Below are 15,733 nucleotides of genomic sequence, written 5' to 3'. Positions count from 1 at the left end.
GCGCCGACCGATGCGCGCCGAGAGAGGCCGCGCGCCTCGAGAGACGAGAGACGACACGATGACCGAGAACACCCGGATCGACTTCATCTACCTGTCCGAGAAGGACATGATCCGTGCCGGCGTGACCGACATGGCCGCCTGCATCGACACGATGGAGGAGATGTTCGCCCTCCTCCACCACGGCGACTACCGCATGGCCGGCGCCAACAACGACAGCCACGGCGCCATCGTCACCTTTCCCGAGAACTCGCCGTTCCCCGACATGCCGAAGCCGACGGCGGACCGTCGCTTCATGGCGATGCCGGCCTATCTCGGCGGCAGCTTCAAGACCGCCGGCATGAAGTGGTACGGCTCCAACATCGCCAATCGCGAGAAGGGTCTGCCGCGCTCGATCCTGATGTTCACGCTGAACGACGCCGACACCGGGGCGCCGCTCGCCCACATGTCGGCGAACCTGCTCTCGGCCTATCGCACCGGCGCGGTGCCGGGCGTCGGCGCGCGGCACCTCGCCCGCAAGGACGCCAAGGTCGTCGGCATCCTCGGCCCCGGCGTGATGGCCAAGACCTCGTTCTCGGCCTTCATGGCGGCACGGCCCGGCATCGACACGGTCAAGGTCAAGGGTCGCGGCGAGAAGAGCCTGAAGTCCTTCCTCGACTGGATCGCCGCGACCTATCCGCAGGTGAAGAACGTCTCCGTGGTCGACGACGTCGAGAGCGTCGTACGCGGCTCCGACATCGTCACCTACTGCAATTCCGGCGAGGTCGGCGATCCCTCGACCTATCCGATCGTCCGGCGCGACTGGGTGAAGCCCGGCGCCTTCCTGTCGATGCCGGCGCTCTGCAACATCGACGAGGGGCTGGAGGCGGCCGACATCCGCAAGGTCTGCGACAACGTCGGCCTCTACGAAGCCTGGTTCCACGAGCTGCCCAAGCCCGCCCACAACCACGTGCCGATCATCGGCGTGCGCTTCATGGACATGATCGCCGAAGGCAAGATGGACGCCGACGCGCTCGAGGATCTCGGCGCCATCGTCGCCGGCGAGACGCGCGGCCGGGTGAGCGAGGACGAGATCATCATCCTGTCGGTCGGCGGCATGCCGGTCGAGGACGTCGCCTGGGGCACGGTCCTCTATCGCAAGGCGGTGGCCGAGGGGATCGGCGTCAAGCTGAACCTCTGGGACGTTCCCGAACTGCGCTGATCACGGAGGCCGGCCGCGACGCCGCAGCCCGCGGCCGGCTCCCCGCACGCTCCTTCTCCCATCATCACGGATGTATCATGCCCAGGGTCGTCAAGGTCGGGACCGGTTCCAGGTTCGAGGACCACGCCAGCTATTCGCGCATCGTCGCCGTCGACGACTGGATCTTCGTCTCCAACACCGCCGGGCGTGATCCGGCGACCGGCGAGATCCCGGCCGAGATCGAGCCGCAGACGCGGCAGGTCTTCGCCAATGTCGAACGTGCACTCGCGGCGATCGGGGCGAGCCTCGCCGACGTCGTCGCCTCGCGGGTCTTCGTCCAGGAGCCCGCCGACATGCAGGCGGTGATGACGATCGTCGGTGAGAAGTTCCGCGGCATCCGCCCGGCGCTGACCGCCACCTGCCCGCCGCTCGGCTCGACCGTTTACCGCGTCGAGATCGAGGTCACCGCCCACCGCGGCGTCGGCGCCGCGAAGGCCGAACTGATCACCGTTTCGCTCTGACGACGGCGCGCGCCGCGCGTCGAACCTCCCGAGGACGCATCATGCCCCGTATCGACTTTTCCCTCGCGACGTCGCCCGACATGCCGGCGGCGACCACCGTCGTCGTCATCGGCGGCGGCATCGTCGGCCTGACGGCGGCGCTCGAGCTCGCCGAACGCGGCATTCCGGTCGTCGTGCTGGAGAAGGGCCGGGTCGGCCTCGAACAGTCGTCGCGCAACCTCGGCTGGGCGCGCAAGATGGGCCGTGCCGCGCCCGACGTGCCGCTGTCGCTCGCCTCCGACCGGCTGTGGGCCGGCATGGCCGAGCGCGTCGGCTGCGACGTCGGCTATCGGCAGGAAGGCATCATGTATCTCGCCCGCACCGAGGACGAGATGGCGATGCACCGCGACTGGCTCGCCTCCGTCGCCCATCTCGACCTCGATTCCCGACTGCTCGGTCAGGCCGACATCGATCGGCTGGTGCCGGGTGGCCGGGGCAAGTGGGCGGGCGGCATCCACACGCCGTCGGACGGCCGCGCCGAACCGACGATCGCTCCCTTCGCCATCGCCGCGGCGGCCATGGCCAAGGGCGCGGTGATCGTCGAGAACTGCGCCGTGCGCATGCTGTCGCTCTCGGCCGGCAAGGTCTCGGGCGTCGTCACCGAGCGCGGCGAGATCCGCTGCGACCGGGTGCTCCTCGCCGGCGGTCTGTGGTCGCGGCGCTTCCTCGGCAATCACGGCATCTCGCTGCCGACGCTGCCGCTGATCTCGTCCGTGCTGCGCACCGCGCCGATGGAGGGACCGACCGAGATCGCCGTCGGCGGACCGGACTTCTCCTTCCGCAAACACCGCGACGGCGGCTACATCGTCACCCAGCGCGGGGCGCTGATCGCACCGCTGACGCTCGATCACATGCTGATCGGCATGCGCTATCTCGGCTCGCTCGGCGGCAACCACAGCCTGCTGCGCATCCGCCTCGGCGGTCACTTCCTGCGCGATCTCATGCTGGCGCGGCGCTGGAACGCGACGAGCGTCTCGCCCTTCGAGCGGGTGCGCACCATGTCGCCGGAGGCGGACGAGGGCATCAACGCCGAGGCGCTGCGCAACCTCACGGCCGCCTGGCCGGCCTTCGGCAAGGCGGTCGTCGAAGAGGTCTGGGCGGGGATGATGGACATCACGCCGGACTCGCTGCCGGTGATCTCGCCGGTCGCGGCGATCCCCGGCCTGACGGTCGCCTCCGGCTTCTCCGGCCACGGTTTCGGCACCTCGCCGGCGGCCGGACGGCTCGCCGCCGACCTCGTCACCGACGCGACGCCGGTCGTCGACCCGACGCCCTATCGCCTCGGCCGCCTGACCACGAGCGGCGACGCGAAGTCCTGACGCCGCAGGGCGCCGGGGCTCGGCTCAGGACCGTTCGTCGCGCAGGTGATACCAGCGATAGAGCCAGGCCTGACCGAGGCGGCGGAAGGGCGTGCGCCAGCCTTCGTGCGGCAGTTCGCCGGAGAAGATCGGAAGGGCGGAACCGGCGCCCTTCCCCATCGCCATCCTGGCCATGCGCCGGCCGGCCTGGGCGGCATACATGACGCCGTTGCCGCCGTAGCCGAGGGCGTAGAAGAGCGGCGTCTTCGGATCGGGTCGAGTGATCCGCGGCACCATGTCGTGGCTGACGTCGACCCATCCCCACCAGGAATGATCGAGCGCGACGCCGGCGAGGCCCGGGAACTTGCGGGCGATGGCGTCGTGCAGCAGCTTCTCGTGACGGGGGGCCGCCGCATCGCGGCCGGTGATCGCCGAACGCGAGCCGATCTGCAGCCGGCCTTCCGGCAGCATGCGGTAATAGAACCGCAGCGTCCGCGTGTCGGTCAGCGGCGCATGGGTCCTCGCCCCGACCGAGGCGATCTCCTCGCGCGTCAGCTGGCGGGTGACGCAGTTGTTCGACAGGATCGGCATCAACCGATCGCGGGTCGAGCCGTGCAGGTCGCGCCCGGTGTAGCCGGCGGTCGCGATGCAGACCGCGCGCGCCCGGACGACGCCGCCCGGCGTGTGGCACCAGAGCGAACCGCCGCGCTCCTCGATCCGCGTCACCGGCGAGGCGGGATGGAGCTTCGCCCCGAGCGAGCGCGCCACGCGGGCATATTCGAAGGCGAGCTTGGCGGGCTGGACCGAGACGCCGTCGGGCTCCCAGACGCCGCCGTGGGCATCCATGTCGCGCACCGCCTCGTCGTGGATCTCCTGCCGCGTGACGATGCGGGTGGCGTAGCCGAAGGCGTCGCGCATCACCCGCGCCTCGGCCTCGAGCTTCGGCATCATCCAGGGGCGATGGGCGATGTACCAGTGGCCGCCCTCGATGGCGTCGCACTTCAGGTCGTGCTCGGCGATGAGGGCGCGGAAGAGTTCGAAGCCCTCCATCACCTCGGCGTGCATGGCGCGCGCGGTGTCGAGGCCCCAGCGTTCGATCCACTGGCTGCGCTTGAGGCGGCCGTTGTTGATCTGGGCCTGACCGCCCGACCGGGTCGAACAGCCGAAGGCGATGCCGTTGGCCTCGAGCACGTGGGCCTTCACGCCGTGGTCCTTGGCGAGATGGATCGCGGTGGAGAGACCGGTGTAGCCCGAACCGATCACCACGACGTCGACATCCATGTCGGCGACGACCGGGCCGTCGTCCTCCGGCGGCGGGCCGGCGGTGGCGATCCAATAGGTCGGGGCATAGGCGGCGCCACGGCCCGGCGTCGTGTCGACGAGCGGATCGTAGGCCGGGTCGTAAGGCGTGCGCGACGGGGTTCGCGAGGCGGGGGCGGACGAATTCATGGGCGATCCCGCGCGGTCAGCGCGCCTCCTGCAACGGCCGGTCCTTGCGGAAGGCGTGCTTCTCGACGATCGCGCCGTCGCGGATGCGGAAGAGATCGCAGCCGTCGGCCTCGATGCGCCTGCCGTCGGCGCGGGTGCCGGTGAAAGTCCATTCCGACACGGCGCGATCGCCGGCGACGAAATGACCCCTCTGGTGCCAGTGCGCGTCCGGCATTCCCGCCCAGACCGCGGCGAAGGCGGCGGCGATGGCCTCGCGGCCGGCGATCTTCGTGCCGAAGACCTCGGGGCCGCCGACGGTGAAGAAGACGCAGTCGTCGGCGAAGTGCCGCATCACGCCCTCGACGTCGTGGCGATTGAAGGCGTCGAACGTCTCGCGGAGGTGTTCGGCGGTGAATGATGACGGCATCGACGTTCTCCTTCGCCGCGATCGACCGCCGCTGGGGCCTCCCGGGCGATCGGCCGCGACCGAGGTCGAGACATGGGTCGAGCGTCGTCGGACACGACCGCGGCGGCGGTCGCGTCCCGCAAGTCTGCTCGGGACCCGTATGGGACGGACGACGCCTCGGCGCCGTCAGGGGGAAGTATCGCGTGGCCGGAGGAGACCGGTAGCGCCAGCGCCGCGCGGCGCATGGGGCCAGCGGTGGATCAAGTCGGACGTTGCGCCTCGACCAGCGGCGCCAGCGCCTGGATACCCGGCACGATGCGGCCGGCCGGGATCGACGAGAAGCCGAGGCGGAAGTGGTTCATCGGCGCCGGCTGGGCGAGGAAGTGGACGTCGCCCGGCTCCAGCATGATGCCGCGCTCGAAGGCCTCGCGGGCGAGGCGCTGGGCGTCGAGCCAGGCCGGCCCGCTGACCCAGCACGAGGCGCCACCGCCGACCGGCACGAAGTCGACGGCGGGCACGTGATCGCGCAACGCCTGTTGCAGCACCTGCGCCCGCTCGCGGTGGACGACGGCGACCTCGCGCATCAGCGCGTTGAAGTAGCCGAGCTGGAGGAAGAGCGCGAAGGCGCGTTGAATCAGGCTCGGCGGGTGGCGCACCATCAGCCGCCGCAGGGCGCGCAGATGAGTGATCAGCTCGGCCGAAGCGACGATGAAACCGAGGCGCAGGCCCGGCGCGATCGACTTGGAGAGCGAGCCGACGTAGATCACCCGGCCGGAGCGATCGAGGCTCTTCAGTGCCGGATTGGGCGGCCCGGCGAAGCTCGTCTCGGTCTCGTAGTCGTCCTCGATGATGACGATGTCGTGCCGCGACGCCGCCTCGAGCAGGGCGATGCGCCGGTCCATCGGCATGGTGACGGTGGTCGGCGACTGGTGGCTGGGGGTCGCATAGACGTAGTCGCAGCCGATCAGCCGGTCGTCGATCCGGAGGCCGCCCGCGTCGACCGGCAGCGGCCGCACCTCGCCGGCGCGCAGCATGAAGGTGTTGCGGGCATCCGGGTAGCCGGGGTCCTCGATGCCGACGCGGACGCGGTCGTTCACCAGGAGGTCGGCGATCAGATAGAGCGCCTGCTGCGCGCCCGTCGTCATCAGGATCTCGTCGGGCTTCGCCCAGACCCCGCGCAGGGGCAGGATCTTGGTGCGCACCTCCTCGATCAGCGTCGGGTCGTCGCGGGTGATGAGATCCTGCGCCCAGCCGCGCACCTCGAGCACCCGCATCGCCTGGACGCAGCACTCGCGCCAGGCGTTGAGCGGAAAGGTGTCGGCGTCGAACTGGCCGTAGATGAAGGGATAGCGGCAGGTGGTCCAGTTGGACGGCTTGGTGATGTTGCGCTGGGCGTGCGGCAGGATGCGCAGGCGCGACGACCACGCGATCGCCGCCTCGTCGGCGGGCTCCGGCGCGGCGTCGGGCTCGGCGACCGCCAGCCCCGGCGAGACGAAGCAGCCGGCGCGCGGCTTGGTATAGAGGTAGCCCTCGTCGGTCAGCTGCTGATAGGCCAGCATCACGGTGTTGCGGGCGACGTGCAGGTGGTCGGAGAGGATGCGGCTCGAGGGCACCGACGCATGGGCCGTGAGGCGTCCGCTGCGGATCGCCGCGACGATGGCGCGGCGGATCTGGCCCTGCAGGCTCATCGTATCGTCGCGCCTGAGTTCGAGCAGGTTCGACCACAGAACCTCGTGCCGCGCCGCCATGTCGAGCCTCCGATCCGGGCGGTGTGACCGCCCCTCGCCGCACGCCATGGTGCCAGAATGGCCCCGGGCCGCCGCCGCCTCGAAGAAAATATCCGTAAAATACCGAATGCGAACAGACGAATTCGCCCTCTGGCACAATGCTCGGTCGGACTCTGGCGCTAACGGCGGCGGAGATCGATGGGGGAACATTCCAGCCATCGGAGACGAGAGGTCGGTCCAGCGCCGTGCCGCATGGCACCAGCGGGGCCACCGACAAGGAGAAGACCATGATGCGTACGATCAGCAGACGTGCCTCCTTGCTGTTGGGCCTCACCGCCCTGACGATCAGCTTCGGGGCCCAGGCACAGACCAAGGAAGTCACGATCGCCTATCAGGACATGATCGTGCCCTTCCGCCTCGCCCAGGTGACCGGCGACCTCGAGAAGGCGACCGGTTACAAGATCAACTGGAAGATGTTCGGTGGCGGCGGCGACGTCATCAAGGCGATGGCCTCGGGCGACATCCCGCTCGGCGAGGTCGGCTCGTCGCCGGCGACCGCCGCGGTGGCCCAGGGGCTCGACGTCGCGGTGATCTGGATCCTCGACGACATCGCCAATGCCGAGCAGCTGGTCGTCAAGGAGAGCCTCGGCGCCAAGTCGCTCGCCGACCTCAAGGGCAAGAAGATCGCCACGCCCTTCGTCTCGACCTCGCACTATCAGTTGAGCTTCGCGCTCGACAAGGCGGGTCTCGGCGGCGCCGTCCAGCTCCTCAACCTGCGCCCGCCGGAAATCGCGGCGGCCTGGGAACGCGGCGACATCGACGGCACCTTCGTCTGGGATCCGGTGCTGGCCAAGGCCAAGGGATCGGGCGGCAAGGTGCTGCTCTCCTCCGCCGACATCGCCAAGCAGGGCGCGCGCACCTTCGACGCCGTCATGGTGCGCAAGGACTGGGCGGCGAAGAACAAGGACTTCGTGAAGGCCTATGTCGCCGCCATGGCCAAGGCCGACGCCGCGTACAAGGCCGACCCCGCCGCCTATCTGAAGGGCGACGCGGTCAAGACGATCGCCAAGGTGGTCGGCGCCGACGAGAAGGACGTGACGCCGGCGCTCGCCGCCTACGCCCATCCGAGCGCCGCCGAACAGTCCTCGGGCGAATGGCTCGGCGGCGGCAAGGACGGCGGCGTCGCGCAGGCCATGGCCTCGACCGCCAAGTTCCTGAAGGCGCAAGGCCGGATCACCGACATCCCGGCGGACTTCGGCGCCTCGGTCGACCCCTCCTTCGCCGCTGCCGCCGCGAAGTGATCGCGCCGGAGCGGTCCGGATCTCGGCATCTCTCCCCGATGCCCCGGAACCGTCCGACCGACAGAGCCCGGAGTGGGGTCGGCACCGACAGCGTCGAGCCGGCCCCCACTCCGCGGATCGCGCGGCGCAGACGCCGCGGCCTCCTCCTCGGCTTCGACGCCGCGGACCGACCGCAATGGACCCTGCCATGAGCCACGCCGAACAGACCGCAGCGAGCCCGCGGACACGCACGTCGTCCGCTCTCGACGTCCAGGACCTCACCATCCGCTACGGCGCCCGCGACGGCGCGATCGTCGCTCTCAGCCACGTCGATCTCCAGATGCGCAACGGCGACTTCGTCGTCGCCATCGGCGCCTCGGGCTGCGGAAAGACCACGCTGCTCTCCTCGCTCGCGGGTTTCCTGCCGCCGAGCGAGGGGCGCATCCTCCTCGACGGCAAGGACGTCGAAGGCCCCGGCGCCGACCGCGGCGTCGTCTTCCAGAAACACGCCCTGCTGCCCTGGCTGAACGTCGTCGACAACGTCGCCTTCGGCCTGATGCTGCGCGGCATGCGCAAGGCCGAGCGCCACGAGATCGCCTCGCGCAATCTGGCGCTGGTCGGCCTCTCCGGCTTCGAACGGAAGATGATCTACGAGCTCTCCGGCGGCATGCAGCAGCGCGTCGGCATCGCCCGGGCACTCGCCTGCGACCCGGAAGTGCTGCTGATGGACGAACCGCTCGGGGCGCTCGACGCGCTGACCCGCGAGCAGGTCCAGGAGTTGATCCTCGACGTTTGGGACCGCACCGGCAAGATGGTCTTCTTCATCACCCATTCGGTCGAGGAGGCGCTCTTCCTCGCCACCCGGCTGGTCGTCATGACACCGCGCCCGGGCAAGATCGAGAAGACCTACGAACTCGACTTCGGCCGCCGCTTCATCCGGTGCCGCGACGCGCGCGCGGTGAAGGCCGATCCGGAATTCGTCCGCATGCGCGAGGTCGTCCTCGCCGACATCCAACAGCGCGCGCCCAGTGCCGCGGTCGTGGCGGGAGACTGATCATGACGGATCCGACCGAAACCCGCCCCGCCCCCGAGCCGGCGGCCGAGCCCGCCCCCGACAAGCCGCGGAAGATCAGCCGCTATCGCACCCTCGGCGAGGGGTCGAGCCTGGGGTTCAACATCCTCACCACCATCGCGATCTTCGTGGTGTGGGAGCTGACCACCCGCTTCGGCCTGATCAAGCCGCTGTTCCTGCCGCGGCCCGAGGCGATCTGGAACGCCTTCCTCCAGGCGCTCGCCGGCGAGCTCGACGGCCATCCGCTGTGGGTCCATTTCGCCTGGAGCTTCGGCCGCGTCTTCGTCGCCTTCTGGCTGGCGGTGCTGATCGCCGTGCCGACCGGCATCGCCATGGGCGTGTCGCGTATCTGGCGCGGCATCTTCGATCCGCCGCTGGAGTTCTACCGCCCGCTGCCGCCGCTCGCCTATCTGCCGCTGATGATCATCTGGTTCGGCATCGGCGAGTTGGCCAAGATCATGCTGCTCTATCTGGCGATCTTCGCCCCCGTCGCCCTCGCCGCCCGGGCCGGTGTGCGTTCGGTGGCGCAGGAGCAGATCCAGGCGGCGCTGTCGATGGGCGCCAGCTACTGGCAGCTGATCCGCCACGTCATCCTGCCCGGCGCCATTCCCGACATTCTCGTCGGGCTGCGCATCGGCGTCGGCGTCGGCTGGACCACGCTGGTCGCCGCCGAGATGGTCGCCGCGGACGCCGGCCTCGGCAAGATGGTGTTCAACGCCTCGAACTTCCTGCGCACCGACGTCGTCGTCCTCGGTATCCTGATCATCGGCATCGTCGCCTTCAGCTTCGAGATGATGATGCGCTGGGTCGAGAAACATGCCGCGCCCTGGAAGGGACGCGTGTGACGCGCGCCTTCGCGCGGGAAGATGCCCCGAAGAAGGCGTGACGGCGGGCGGTTCGTCCGCTCAGACCGCCTGACCGGTTTCCAGGAAGTGATAGACGACGAAATGTTCGATCGGCTCGACGACGATCGTGATCCGTCGCCCTTCGGCTCCGTCGCGGAAGGTCAGCGTCGAGCGGCCGCTCACGGCGCTGGCGCCCGATTCGCCGGTCAGTACCCATCCGGCCGTGTCTCTGATCCAACTGCGCAGGTCGGCGACCGTCGACAACGACAGTCCGACCTGCGGCAGACGCAGCAGCGCGCGCGCGCGATTGTTGACGAGCAGGATCTCGCCTTCGTCGAGTGACCGGTCCTCACCGATCGGTCGCGACGCCGCGATCATCCCGATCGGGGAGCGTTCGAAGGTCGCCGCCAGGATGTCGAGCTTGTCGTCCAGAGGCTCCGAATAGGTCATGATGAACTTGGCCTGCTGTCGATCGTCGGAGACGAGCGGCAGCGCGACGCGTTCCCATCGGACGTGACGAGCCGAGAATTCGGTTCGGAACTGGATGTAGCGCGGCTGCATGTCGCGCAATGCGCCGTTGTAGAAGTTGAGAAACGACGTCGTCATCGTTCCTTCGATGGTCGAGAGCATCAGACCACGGAAGATCTTCCCATATCTCTCGACCGAAACGGCACCCTGTTGCACGTAGATGAAGTCGCTGCCCTGCTGCAGCAGCAGCATCGCCTCGTCGAGACGTGCCTCCTCCTCGTTGCCGTACAGGTCCTTGAGGAGAGGCGTGACGTTGTTCTTCGCGAGCTTCTGCCAGTGCTCGTAACGATTGCGCAGGAACGCCGAGCGGCAGACGTCGCGGATCTTCGGCCCCGACCAGATCTGAATCTCGGAGCCCGAGAGCTGCGCCATGTCGGCCCGAGCCGGACGAACGCCGATCGGGCGCTTCGCAGGTGATCGATAGAGCGTGACGGGCATCGCCTCTCGTCTCCTTGGTGTTCGAACGACTGCGGCAACGATCGATTTCGGCCGTGCGATCGGAGGTGACGGTGTCGGCCGTCCACGACCAAACCTCTATTCTACAGAAAATTTAACATTTCGAGTCCGACAGGTCGATCGGCCTGCTCGAATGCGGGTCCACGCGATGGGCCCCGCCCCCGGCTCAGTCGTCGAAGGCGTGCTTGCGCCCGTCCGGGTCCTCGACCGACCAGCGGCTCCCGCCGTCGCTCTCGCCGACCCTGGTCAGCGGATCCGGGCCGATAGGCACCTTGCCGAAGCCGCCGGGGATGTCGAGCACATAGGTCGGTTGGGCGATGCCGGTGAGGCGGCCACGCAGCCGCTTCATCAGCGCCCTGCCCTCGGCGACCGAGGTGCGGAACCGCGCCGTCCCCTCGGCGCGATCGAGGTGGTGGAGGTAATAGGGCTTCACCCGGAGCGCCACGAGACGGCGGAACAGCGCCTCGAGCGTCGCCGCGTCGGCATTGACGCCCGCGAGCAGCGTCGTCTGAGACAGCACCGGCACGCCGGCGTCGACGAGCCTTCCGATCGACGCCGCGGCGGCCTCGGTCAGTTCGCGCGGATGATCGACATGGATCACCATCCAGGTGGCGAAGCGGCGGCGCAGGCCTCGGGCGCTCGCCTCCGTCACGCGGGCGGGATCGACCACGGGGACGCGGGAGTGGATGCGCACGACCTCGACGTGGGGGATCGCCTCCAGCCGATCGAGGATCAGGCCGAGACGCCGATCCGACAGGATCATCGGGTCGCCGCCGGTCAGGATCACCTCGAAGATCTCGGGCCGCGCCGCGACATAGGCGACGGCCTCATCGAGTTCGGCCTCGGAGAGGTTCGCCTCGCCGTCGCCCACCCGGTCGCGGCGGAAGCAGAAGCGGCAATAGACGCGGCAGAGATGCGTCGGCTTGAGCAGAACCCGGTCGGGATAGCGATGGACGACGCCGGGGGCCACGGCATGGGGGCCGTCGCCGATCGGGTCGGTGGTCTCGTCGGGGCGGGCGTCGAGTTCTTCCGGCGACGGCACGAACTGGGCGGCGATCGGGTCGGCCGGATCGGTCGGATCGATCAGCGCCGCCATGTCCGAGGTGATGGTCAGGGCGAAGCGATCGACGACGCGGGCGAGCGCCGGGGCGGCGTCGGCCGACACCAGACCGGCGGCGACGAGACCCGCGACGTCGCGGACGTCGCCGCGACCGGAGGAGGACCCGCCGCTCATGCGCGACGGATCTCGGTGTCGAGGCCGGCGAGCTTGGCGAGCTGGCGGAAGCGGCGCTGCAGCACTTCGCCGTCGAGATCGGCGAGATGCGGCGGCAGGTCCATGGTCAGGCGGCCCGCGAGGCGGCCGACCTTGACGTCCGGCAGGATGCCCGGCATCGCCGCCGACAGGATGAAGGCGACGCGGAAGGCCGCCCCCAGCGACTTGGCGCGGGCGAGGAGCCGCGGCGGCGCGAGCTGCACCAGACGCGGGCTGACCGCGTCTTCGACCAGACCCATGTGGCGGTAGTAGTTCGACAGCGCCAGATAGGCGCGGCCGGGGTGGTCGACGCCGATGAAGGCGGCATTGGAGATGATGTTGAGGCTCTGCGACCCGCGATAGTCCGGATGCGCGCGCCAGCCGATGTCGGCGACGAGGCAGGCGGCGGTGCGCAGACGGCGCTCCTCGGCGGTCTCGTCGAGGCCGAGGGCGGCGAAGACCGCGCCGGTCCAGGGCCCGGTCTCCTCGGTGTGGCGCGGCGAGCGCGAGCGCAGGTAGCCGAGTTCCTCGGCTGCGGCGAGCAGCGGATCGCGGGCGCGTTCCTCGGGCGACAGCAGGTCGTAGAGGTGCCCCTCGCGCAGGCCGAGGGCGGAGAGCACGACGTTCTTCGGCTTGCCGGCGCGGATGATCTGGGCGAGCACCACGGCGCCGAAGGGCAGAAGCTCGCGGCGCTGCTTCGACACGGTCTCGATGCGCGGCAGCAGTTCGACCGCGCCGCGGCCGACCTCGCGGCAGAACTCCAGCGCCACCTCGGCCGGCATGGCGTAGTTGTGCATCACCCGCAGCGGATAGTCGGTCTGGTGCATGTGCAGCTTGGCGAGCGAGCGCCAGGTGCCGCCGACCGCGTAGAAGGACCGCCCGGCGAGCCCGCCGAGGACCGGCGACTTGTCGAGGATCTGGGCGGCGATGCGCTCGGCCTTGCGGATCGAGCCCTCGGCCGCCTCCTGCAGGCGGATGCCGCCGAGCGGATAGGTCAGCCCCTTGCCGATCGTGTCGCCGTGGATGTCGACCAGCTCGAGCGAGCCGCCGCCGAGGTCGCCGGCGATGCCGTCGGCATCGTGGACGCCGGCGACGATGCCGTAGGCGGCGAGGCGGGCCTCGTCGGCGCCGGTCAGGACCTGGACCTGGACACCGCAGATGCGCTCGAGTTCGGCGACGAAGGGCGGGCCGTTCTCGGCCTCACGCGCGGCGGCGGTCGCCAGCACGTGGAGGCCGACCGAGCCGCACTGGTCGGCGATGTGCTTGAAGCGGCGCACCGCATCGAGCGCCTGGGCGAGCGAGGCTTCGGCGAGACGGCCGGTCTTGGCCAGCCCCTTGCCGAGGCCGGCGAGCACCTTTTCGTTGAACAGCACCGTGGGGGCGCGCGTCAGCCGCTCGTAGACGACCAGGCGCACCGAGTTGGAGCCGATGTCGATGACCGCGAGCGGCCCGTAGCCTTCGAGACGACCGGGGGTGCCGCAACGCGACAGGAGCCCCCGCCAACCCTCAGGTCCTGGGCACACGGATGATGTTTCGGGGCTGATCGTGCTTCGAGGATTTTCCACGGCCGGACAACGATGGGTTGGTCATGAAGTACTTGTGGACGTTGAAGGGCTCCTCGCCCTCCGCCGGCCGGATGCGTTCGTGACCCCCGTCGGGCAACAGACGCCAGCTCTGCTGGTTGTCCCGGAGGTTGGCGACCATGATCTGATCGAGCACCTGCTGGTGCACCGTCGGATTGATGATCGGGCAGAGCACCTCGACGCGTCGATCGAGATTTCTCGGCATCATGTCCGCCGATCCGATGTAGACGATCGCCTCGGCCGAGGGAAGACCATGACCGTTGCCGAAGCAGAACACGCGGCTGTGTTCGAGGAAACGGCCGACGATCGACTTCACCCGGATGTTCTCCGACAGGCCCGGGATGCCGGGTCGTAGGCAGCAGATGCCGCGGGCGATGATGTCGATCTTCACCCCCGCCCCGCTCGCCTCGTAGAGCTTGTCGATGATCTGCGCGTCGACGAGGCTGTTGAGCTTGATCCAGATCTGGGCGGGACGACCGGCGCGGGCGTGCTCGATCTCGGCCTCGATGTGCTCGACGATGCGATGGCGCAGCGACAGCGGGCTCACGCCCATCTTCTCCAGCGCCTGCGGCTCGGCATAGCCGGTGACGAAGTTGAAGATGCGGGCGACGTCGCGGCCGATCGCCGGATCGGCGGTGAAGTAGCTGAGGTCGGTGTAGATGCGGGCGGTGATCGGGTGATAGTTGCCCGTGCCGATGTGGCAGTAGGTCGCCAGCTGGCCCTGCTCGCGGCGCACCACCATCGACAGCTTGCCGTGGGTCTTCAGCTCCATGAAGCCGTAGACCACCTGCACGCCGGCCTTTTCCAGGTCGCGCGCCCAGCGGATGTTGGCCTCCTCGTCGAAGCGCGCCTTGAGCTCGACGACCGCCGTCACCGACTTGCCGGCTTCCGCCGCTTCCGACAGCGCCTTGACGATCGGGCTGTCCTTGGAGGTGCGGTAGAGCGTCTGCTTGATCGCCACCACGTCCGGGTCGCGTCCCGCCTGCATCAGGTACTGAACGACGACGTCGAAGCTCTCGTAGGGGTGATGGACGACGAAGTCCTTGGCCTTGATCGCGGCGAAACAGTCGCCGCCGAACTCGCGGATGCGCTCGGGGAAGCGCGGCGCGTAGGGGCCGAAACGCAGCTCCGGCCGATCGACGCCGACCATCTTGGAGAGTTCGGTCAGCGCCAGCATGCCGTCGACCAGATGGACGCCGTCGGGCTCGACGCCGAGGCTCTCGGCGACGAAGCCGCGCAGCTTGGTCGGGGTCGCGGCCTCGATCTCGAGGCGGATGACGACGCCGCGGCGGCGGCGCTTCAGCATGGTCTCGAAGACGCGGACGAGGTCTTCCGCCTCTTCCTCGATTTCGATGTCCGAATCGCGGATGACGCGGAAGGCGCCCTTGGCCTTGACGTCGTAGCCGGGGAAGAGGCCGGCGATGTGCAGGCAGATCACCGTCTCGAGCGCGATGTAGCGCTTCACCCCGGGCTTCGTCGACGGCAGCTCGATGAAGCGCTCGAGCGTCGAGGGGATGCGGATCAGCGCCGTCATGCCCTCGCCGCCGCCGACGCGGGCGAGGTCGAGGATCAGCGAGAAGCCGAGATTGGGGATGAAGGGGAAGGGATGCGCCGGATCGCAGGCCTGGGGCGTCAGCACGGGGAAGATGTGGCCGAGGAAGTGATCCTTGAGCCAGACCCGTTCGCCGTCGGTCAGGCTGTCGCCGTCGACCATCACCAGGCCGACCGTCGCCAGCTCGCGCTGCAGCTCGCGCCACAGGCGCTGCTGCTCGCCGGTCAGCGACGACACCGCCTCCTCGATCACCACCAGCTGCTCGGCCGGCGTCAGGCCGTCGTCGGAGCGGGTGGCGAGGCCGGCACGCATCTGTTCGACCAGGCCCGAAACGCGGACCATGAAGAACTCGTCGAGATTGTTGGCCGAGATCGACAGGAAGCGCAGGCGCTCGAGCAACGGATGATCGACGTTGGCGCTCTCTTCGAGGACGCGTCGGTTGAACCCGAGCCAGGAGAGCTCGCGGTTGACGAAACGACGGGGGCTCGACGTGAGGTCGGCGGGATCCACGATGCGGCGCTCCTTCGATGCGGTTCTCGGCAAGACGAACTCCTCCTGGGCGGGCGGGC

General features: G+C 69.2%; 13 protein-coding genes. 6 read left to right on the top strand and 7 right to left on the bottom strand.

Going from position 1 to position 15,733, the window contains the following annotated elements:
• Positions 1–58 precede the first annotated feature (58 nt).
• From ACT53U_RS00375 to ACT53U_RS00365, 3 genes are all read left to right on the top strand, one after another.
• Positions 59–1,198, top strand: coding sequence for a tyramine oxidase subunit B (locus ACT53U_RS00375; RefSeq protein ID WP_476151815.1), 1,140 nt, complete (start codon positions 59–61; stop codon positions 1,196–1,198).
• A 77-nt stretch (positions 1,199–1,275) separates the two neighbouring features.
• Positions 1,276–1,698 (top strand): Rid family hydrolase, encoded by a 423-nt coding sequence (locus ACT53U_RS00370; RefSeq protein WP_476151813.1) that lies wholly within the window; start codon positions 1,276–1,278, stop codon positions 1,696–1,698.
• Between the two features lie 41 nt (positions 1,699–1,739).
• Entirely contained in the window at positions 1,740–3,056 is a 1,317-nt protein-coding gene (locus tag ACT53U_RS00365) for an NAD(P)/FAD-dependent oxidoreductase (protein ID WP_476151811.1), read from the top strand.
• Positions 3,057–3,080: 24 nt separating this feature from the next.
• Here the strand turns inward: ACT53U_RS00365 and ACT53U_RS00360 are convergent, their stop codons facing one another.
• The 3 genes from ACT53U_RS00360 to pdxR all read right to left on the bottom strand — a co-directional run bounded on the left by ACT53U_RS00360 (position 3,081) and on the right by pdxR (position 6,617).
• The gene (locus ACT53U_RS00360; protein WP_476151810.1) at positions 3,081–4,484 is read right to left on the bottom strand and encodes an NAD(P)/FAD-dependent oxidoreductase; all 1,404 of its coding nucleotides are present in this window, start codon (positions 4,482–4,484) and stop codon (positions 3,081–3,083) included.
• A 16-nt stretch (positions 4,485–4,500) separates the two neighbouring features.
• On the bottom strand, positions 4,501–4,890 hold the full coding sequence (locus ACT53U_RS00355) for a nuclear transport factor 2 family protein (RefSeq protein WP_476151808.1): 390 nt from the start codon (positions 4,888–4,890) through the stop codon (positions 4,501–4,503).
• 239 nt (positions 4,891–5,129) lie between these two features.
• Positions 5,130–6,617, bottom strand: a complete 1,488-nt coding sequence (pdxR, locus tag ACT53U_RS00350; RefSeq protein ID WP_476151806.1) for a MocR-like pyridoxine biosynthesis transcription factor PdxR — start codon at positions 6,615–6,617, stop codon at positions 5,130–5,132.
• A gap of 266 nt (positions 6,618–6,883) precedes the next feature.
• On the opposite strand from pdxR, the gene ACT53U_RS00345 reads away from it, so the two are divergent.
• From ACT53U_RS00345 to ACT53U_RS00335, 3 genes are all read left to right on the top strand, one after another.
• Entirely contained in the window at positions 6,884–7,897 is a 1,014-nt protein-coding gene (locus ACT53U_RS00345) for a taurine ABC transporter substrate-binding protein (RefSeq protein WP_476151804.1), read from the top strand.
• Positions 7,898–8,084: 187 nt separating this feature from the next.
• On the top strand, positions 8,085–8,930 hold the full coding sequence (locus ACT53U_RS00340; protein ID WP_476151802.1) for a taurine ABC transporter ATP-binding protein: 846 nt from the start codon (positions 8,085–8,087) through the stop codon (positions 8,928–8,930).
• A gap of 2 nt (positions 8,931–8,932) precedes the next feature.
• The gene (locus ACT53U_RS00335) at positions 8,933–9,793 is read left to right on the top strand and encodes an ABC transporter permease subunit (RefSeq protein WP_476151801.1); all 861 of its coding nucleotides are present in this window, start codon (positions 8,933–8,935) and stop codon (positions 9,791–9,793) included.
• A 60-nt stretch (positions 9,794–9,853) separates the two neighbouring features.
• Here the strand turns inward: ACT53U_RS00335 and ACT53U_RS00330 are convergent, their stop codons facing one another.
• The 4 genes from ACT53U_RS00330 to ACT53U_RS00315 form a co-directional block, all read right to left on the bottom strand.
• Positions 9,854–10,759 carry a hypothetical protein gene (locus ACT53U_RS00330; protein WP_476151799.1) on the bottom strand — a complete coding sequence of 302 codons (906 nt, stop codon included), beginning with the start codon at positions 10,757–10,759 and terminating at the stop codon, positions 9,854–9,856.
• 184 nt (positions 10,760–10,943) lie between these two features.
• Positions 10,944–12,011, bottom strand: a complete 1,068-nt coding sequence (locus ACT53U_RS00325; protein WP_476151797.1) for a lysine-2,3-aminomutase-like protein — start codon at positions 12,009–12,011, stop codon at positions 10,944–10,946.
• On the bottom strand, positions 12,008–13,519 hold the full coding sequence (locus tag ACT53U_RS00320) for a Ppx/GppA family phosphatase (RefSeq protein ID WP_476153023.1): 1,512 nt from the start codon (positions 13,517–13,519) through the stop codon (positions 12,008–12,010). Before ACT53U_RS00320 ends, ACT53U_RS00325 begins: the two co-directional genes overlap by 4 nt.
• Positions 13,520–13,535: 16 nt before the next feature.
• The gene (locus ACT53U_RS00315; RefSeq protein ID WP_476151796.1) at positions 13,536–15,707 is read right to left on the bottom strand and encodes an RNA degradosome polyphosphate kinase; all 2,172 of its coding nucleotides are present in this window, start codon (positions 15,705–15,707) and stop codon (positions 13,536–13,538) included.
• Positions 15,708–15,733: the final 26 nt, after the last annotated feature.

It is taken from the genome of Pinisolibacter sp. DMC19 (assembly GCF_056313985.1).
Note: the sequence above shows the minus strand (reverse complement) of the source record. Positions and strands in the feature narration are given on the sequence as shown.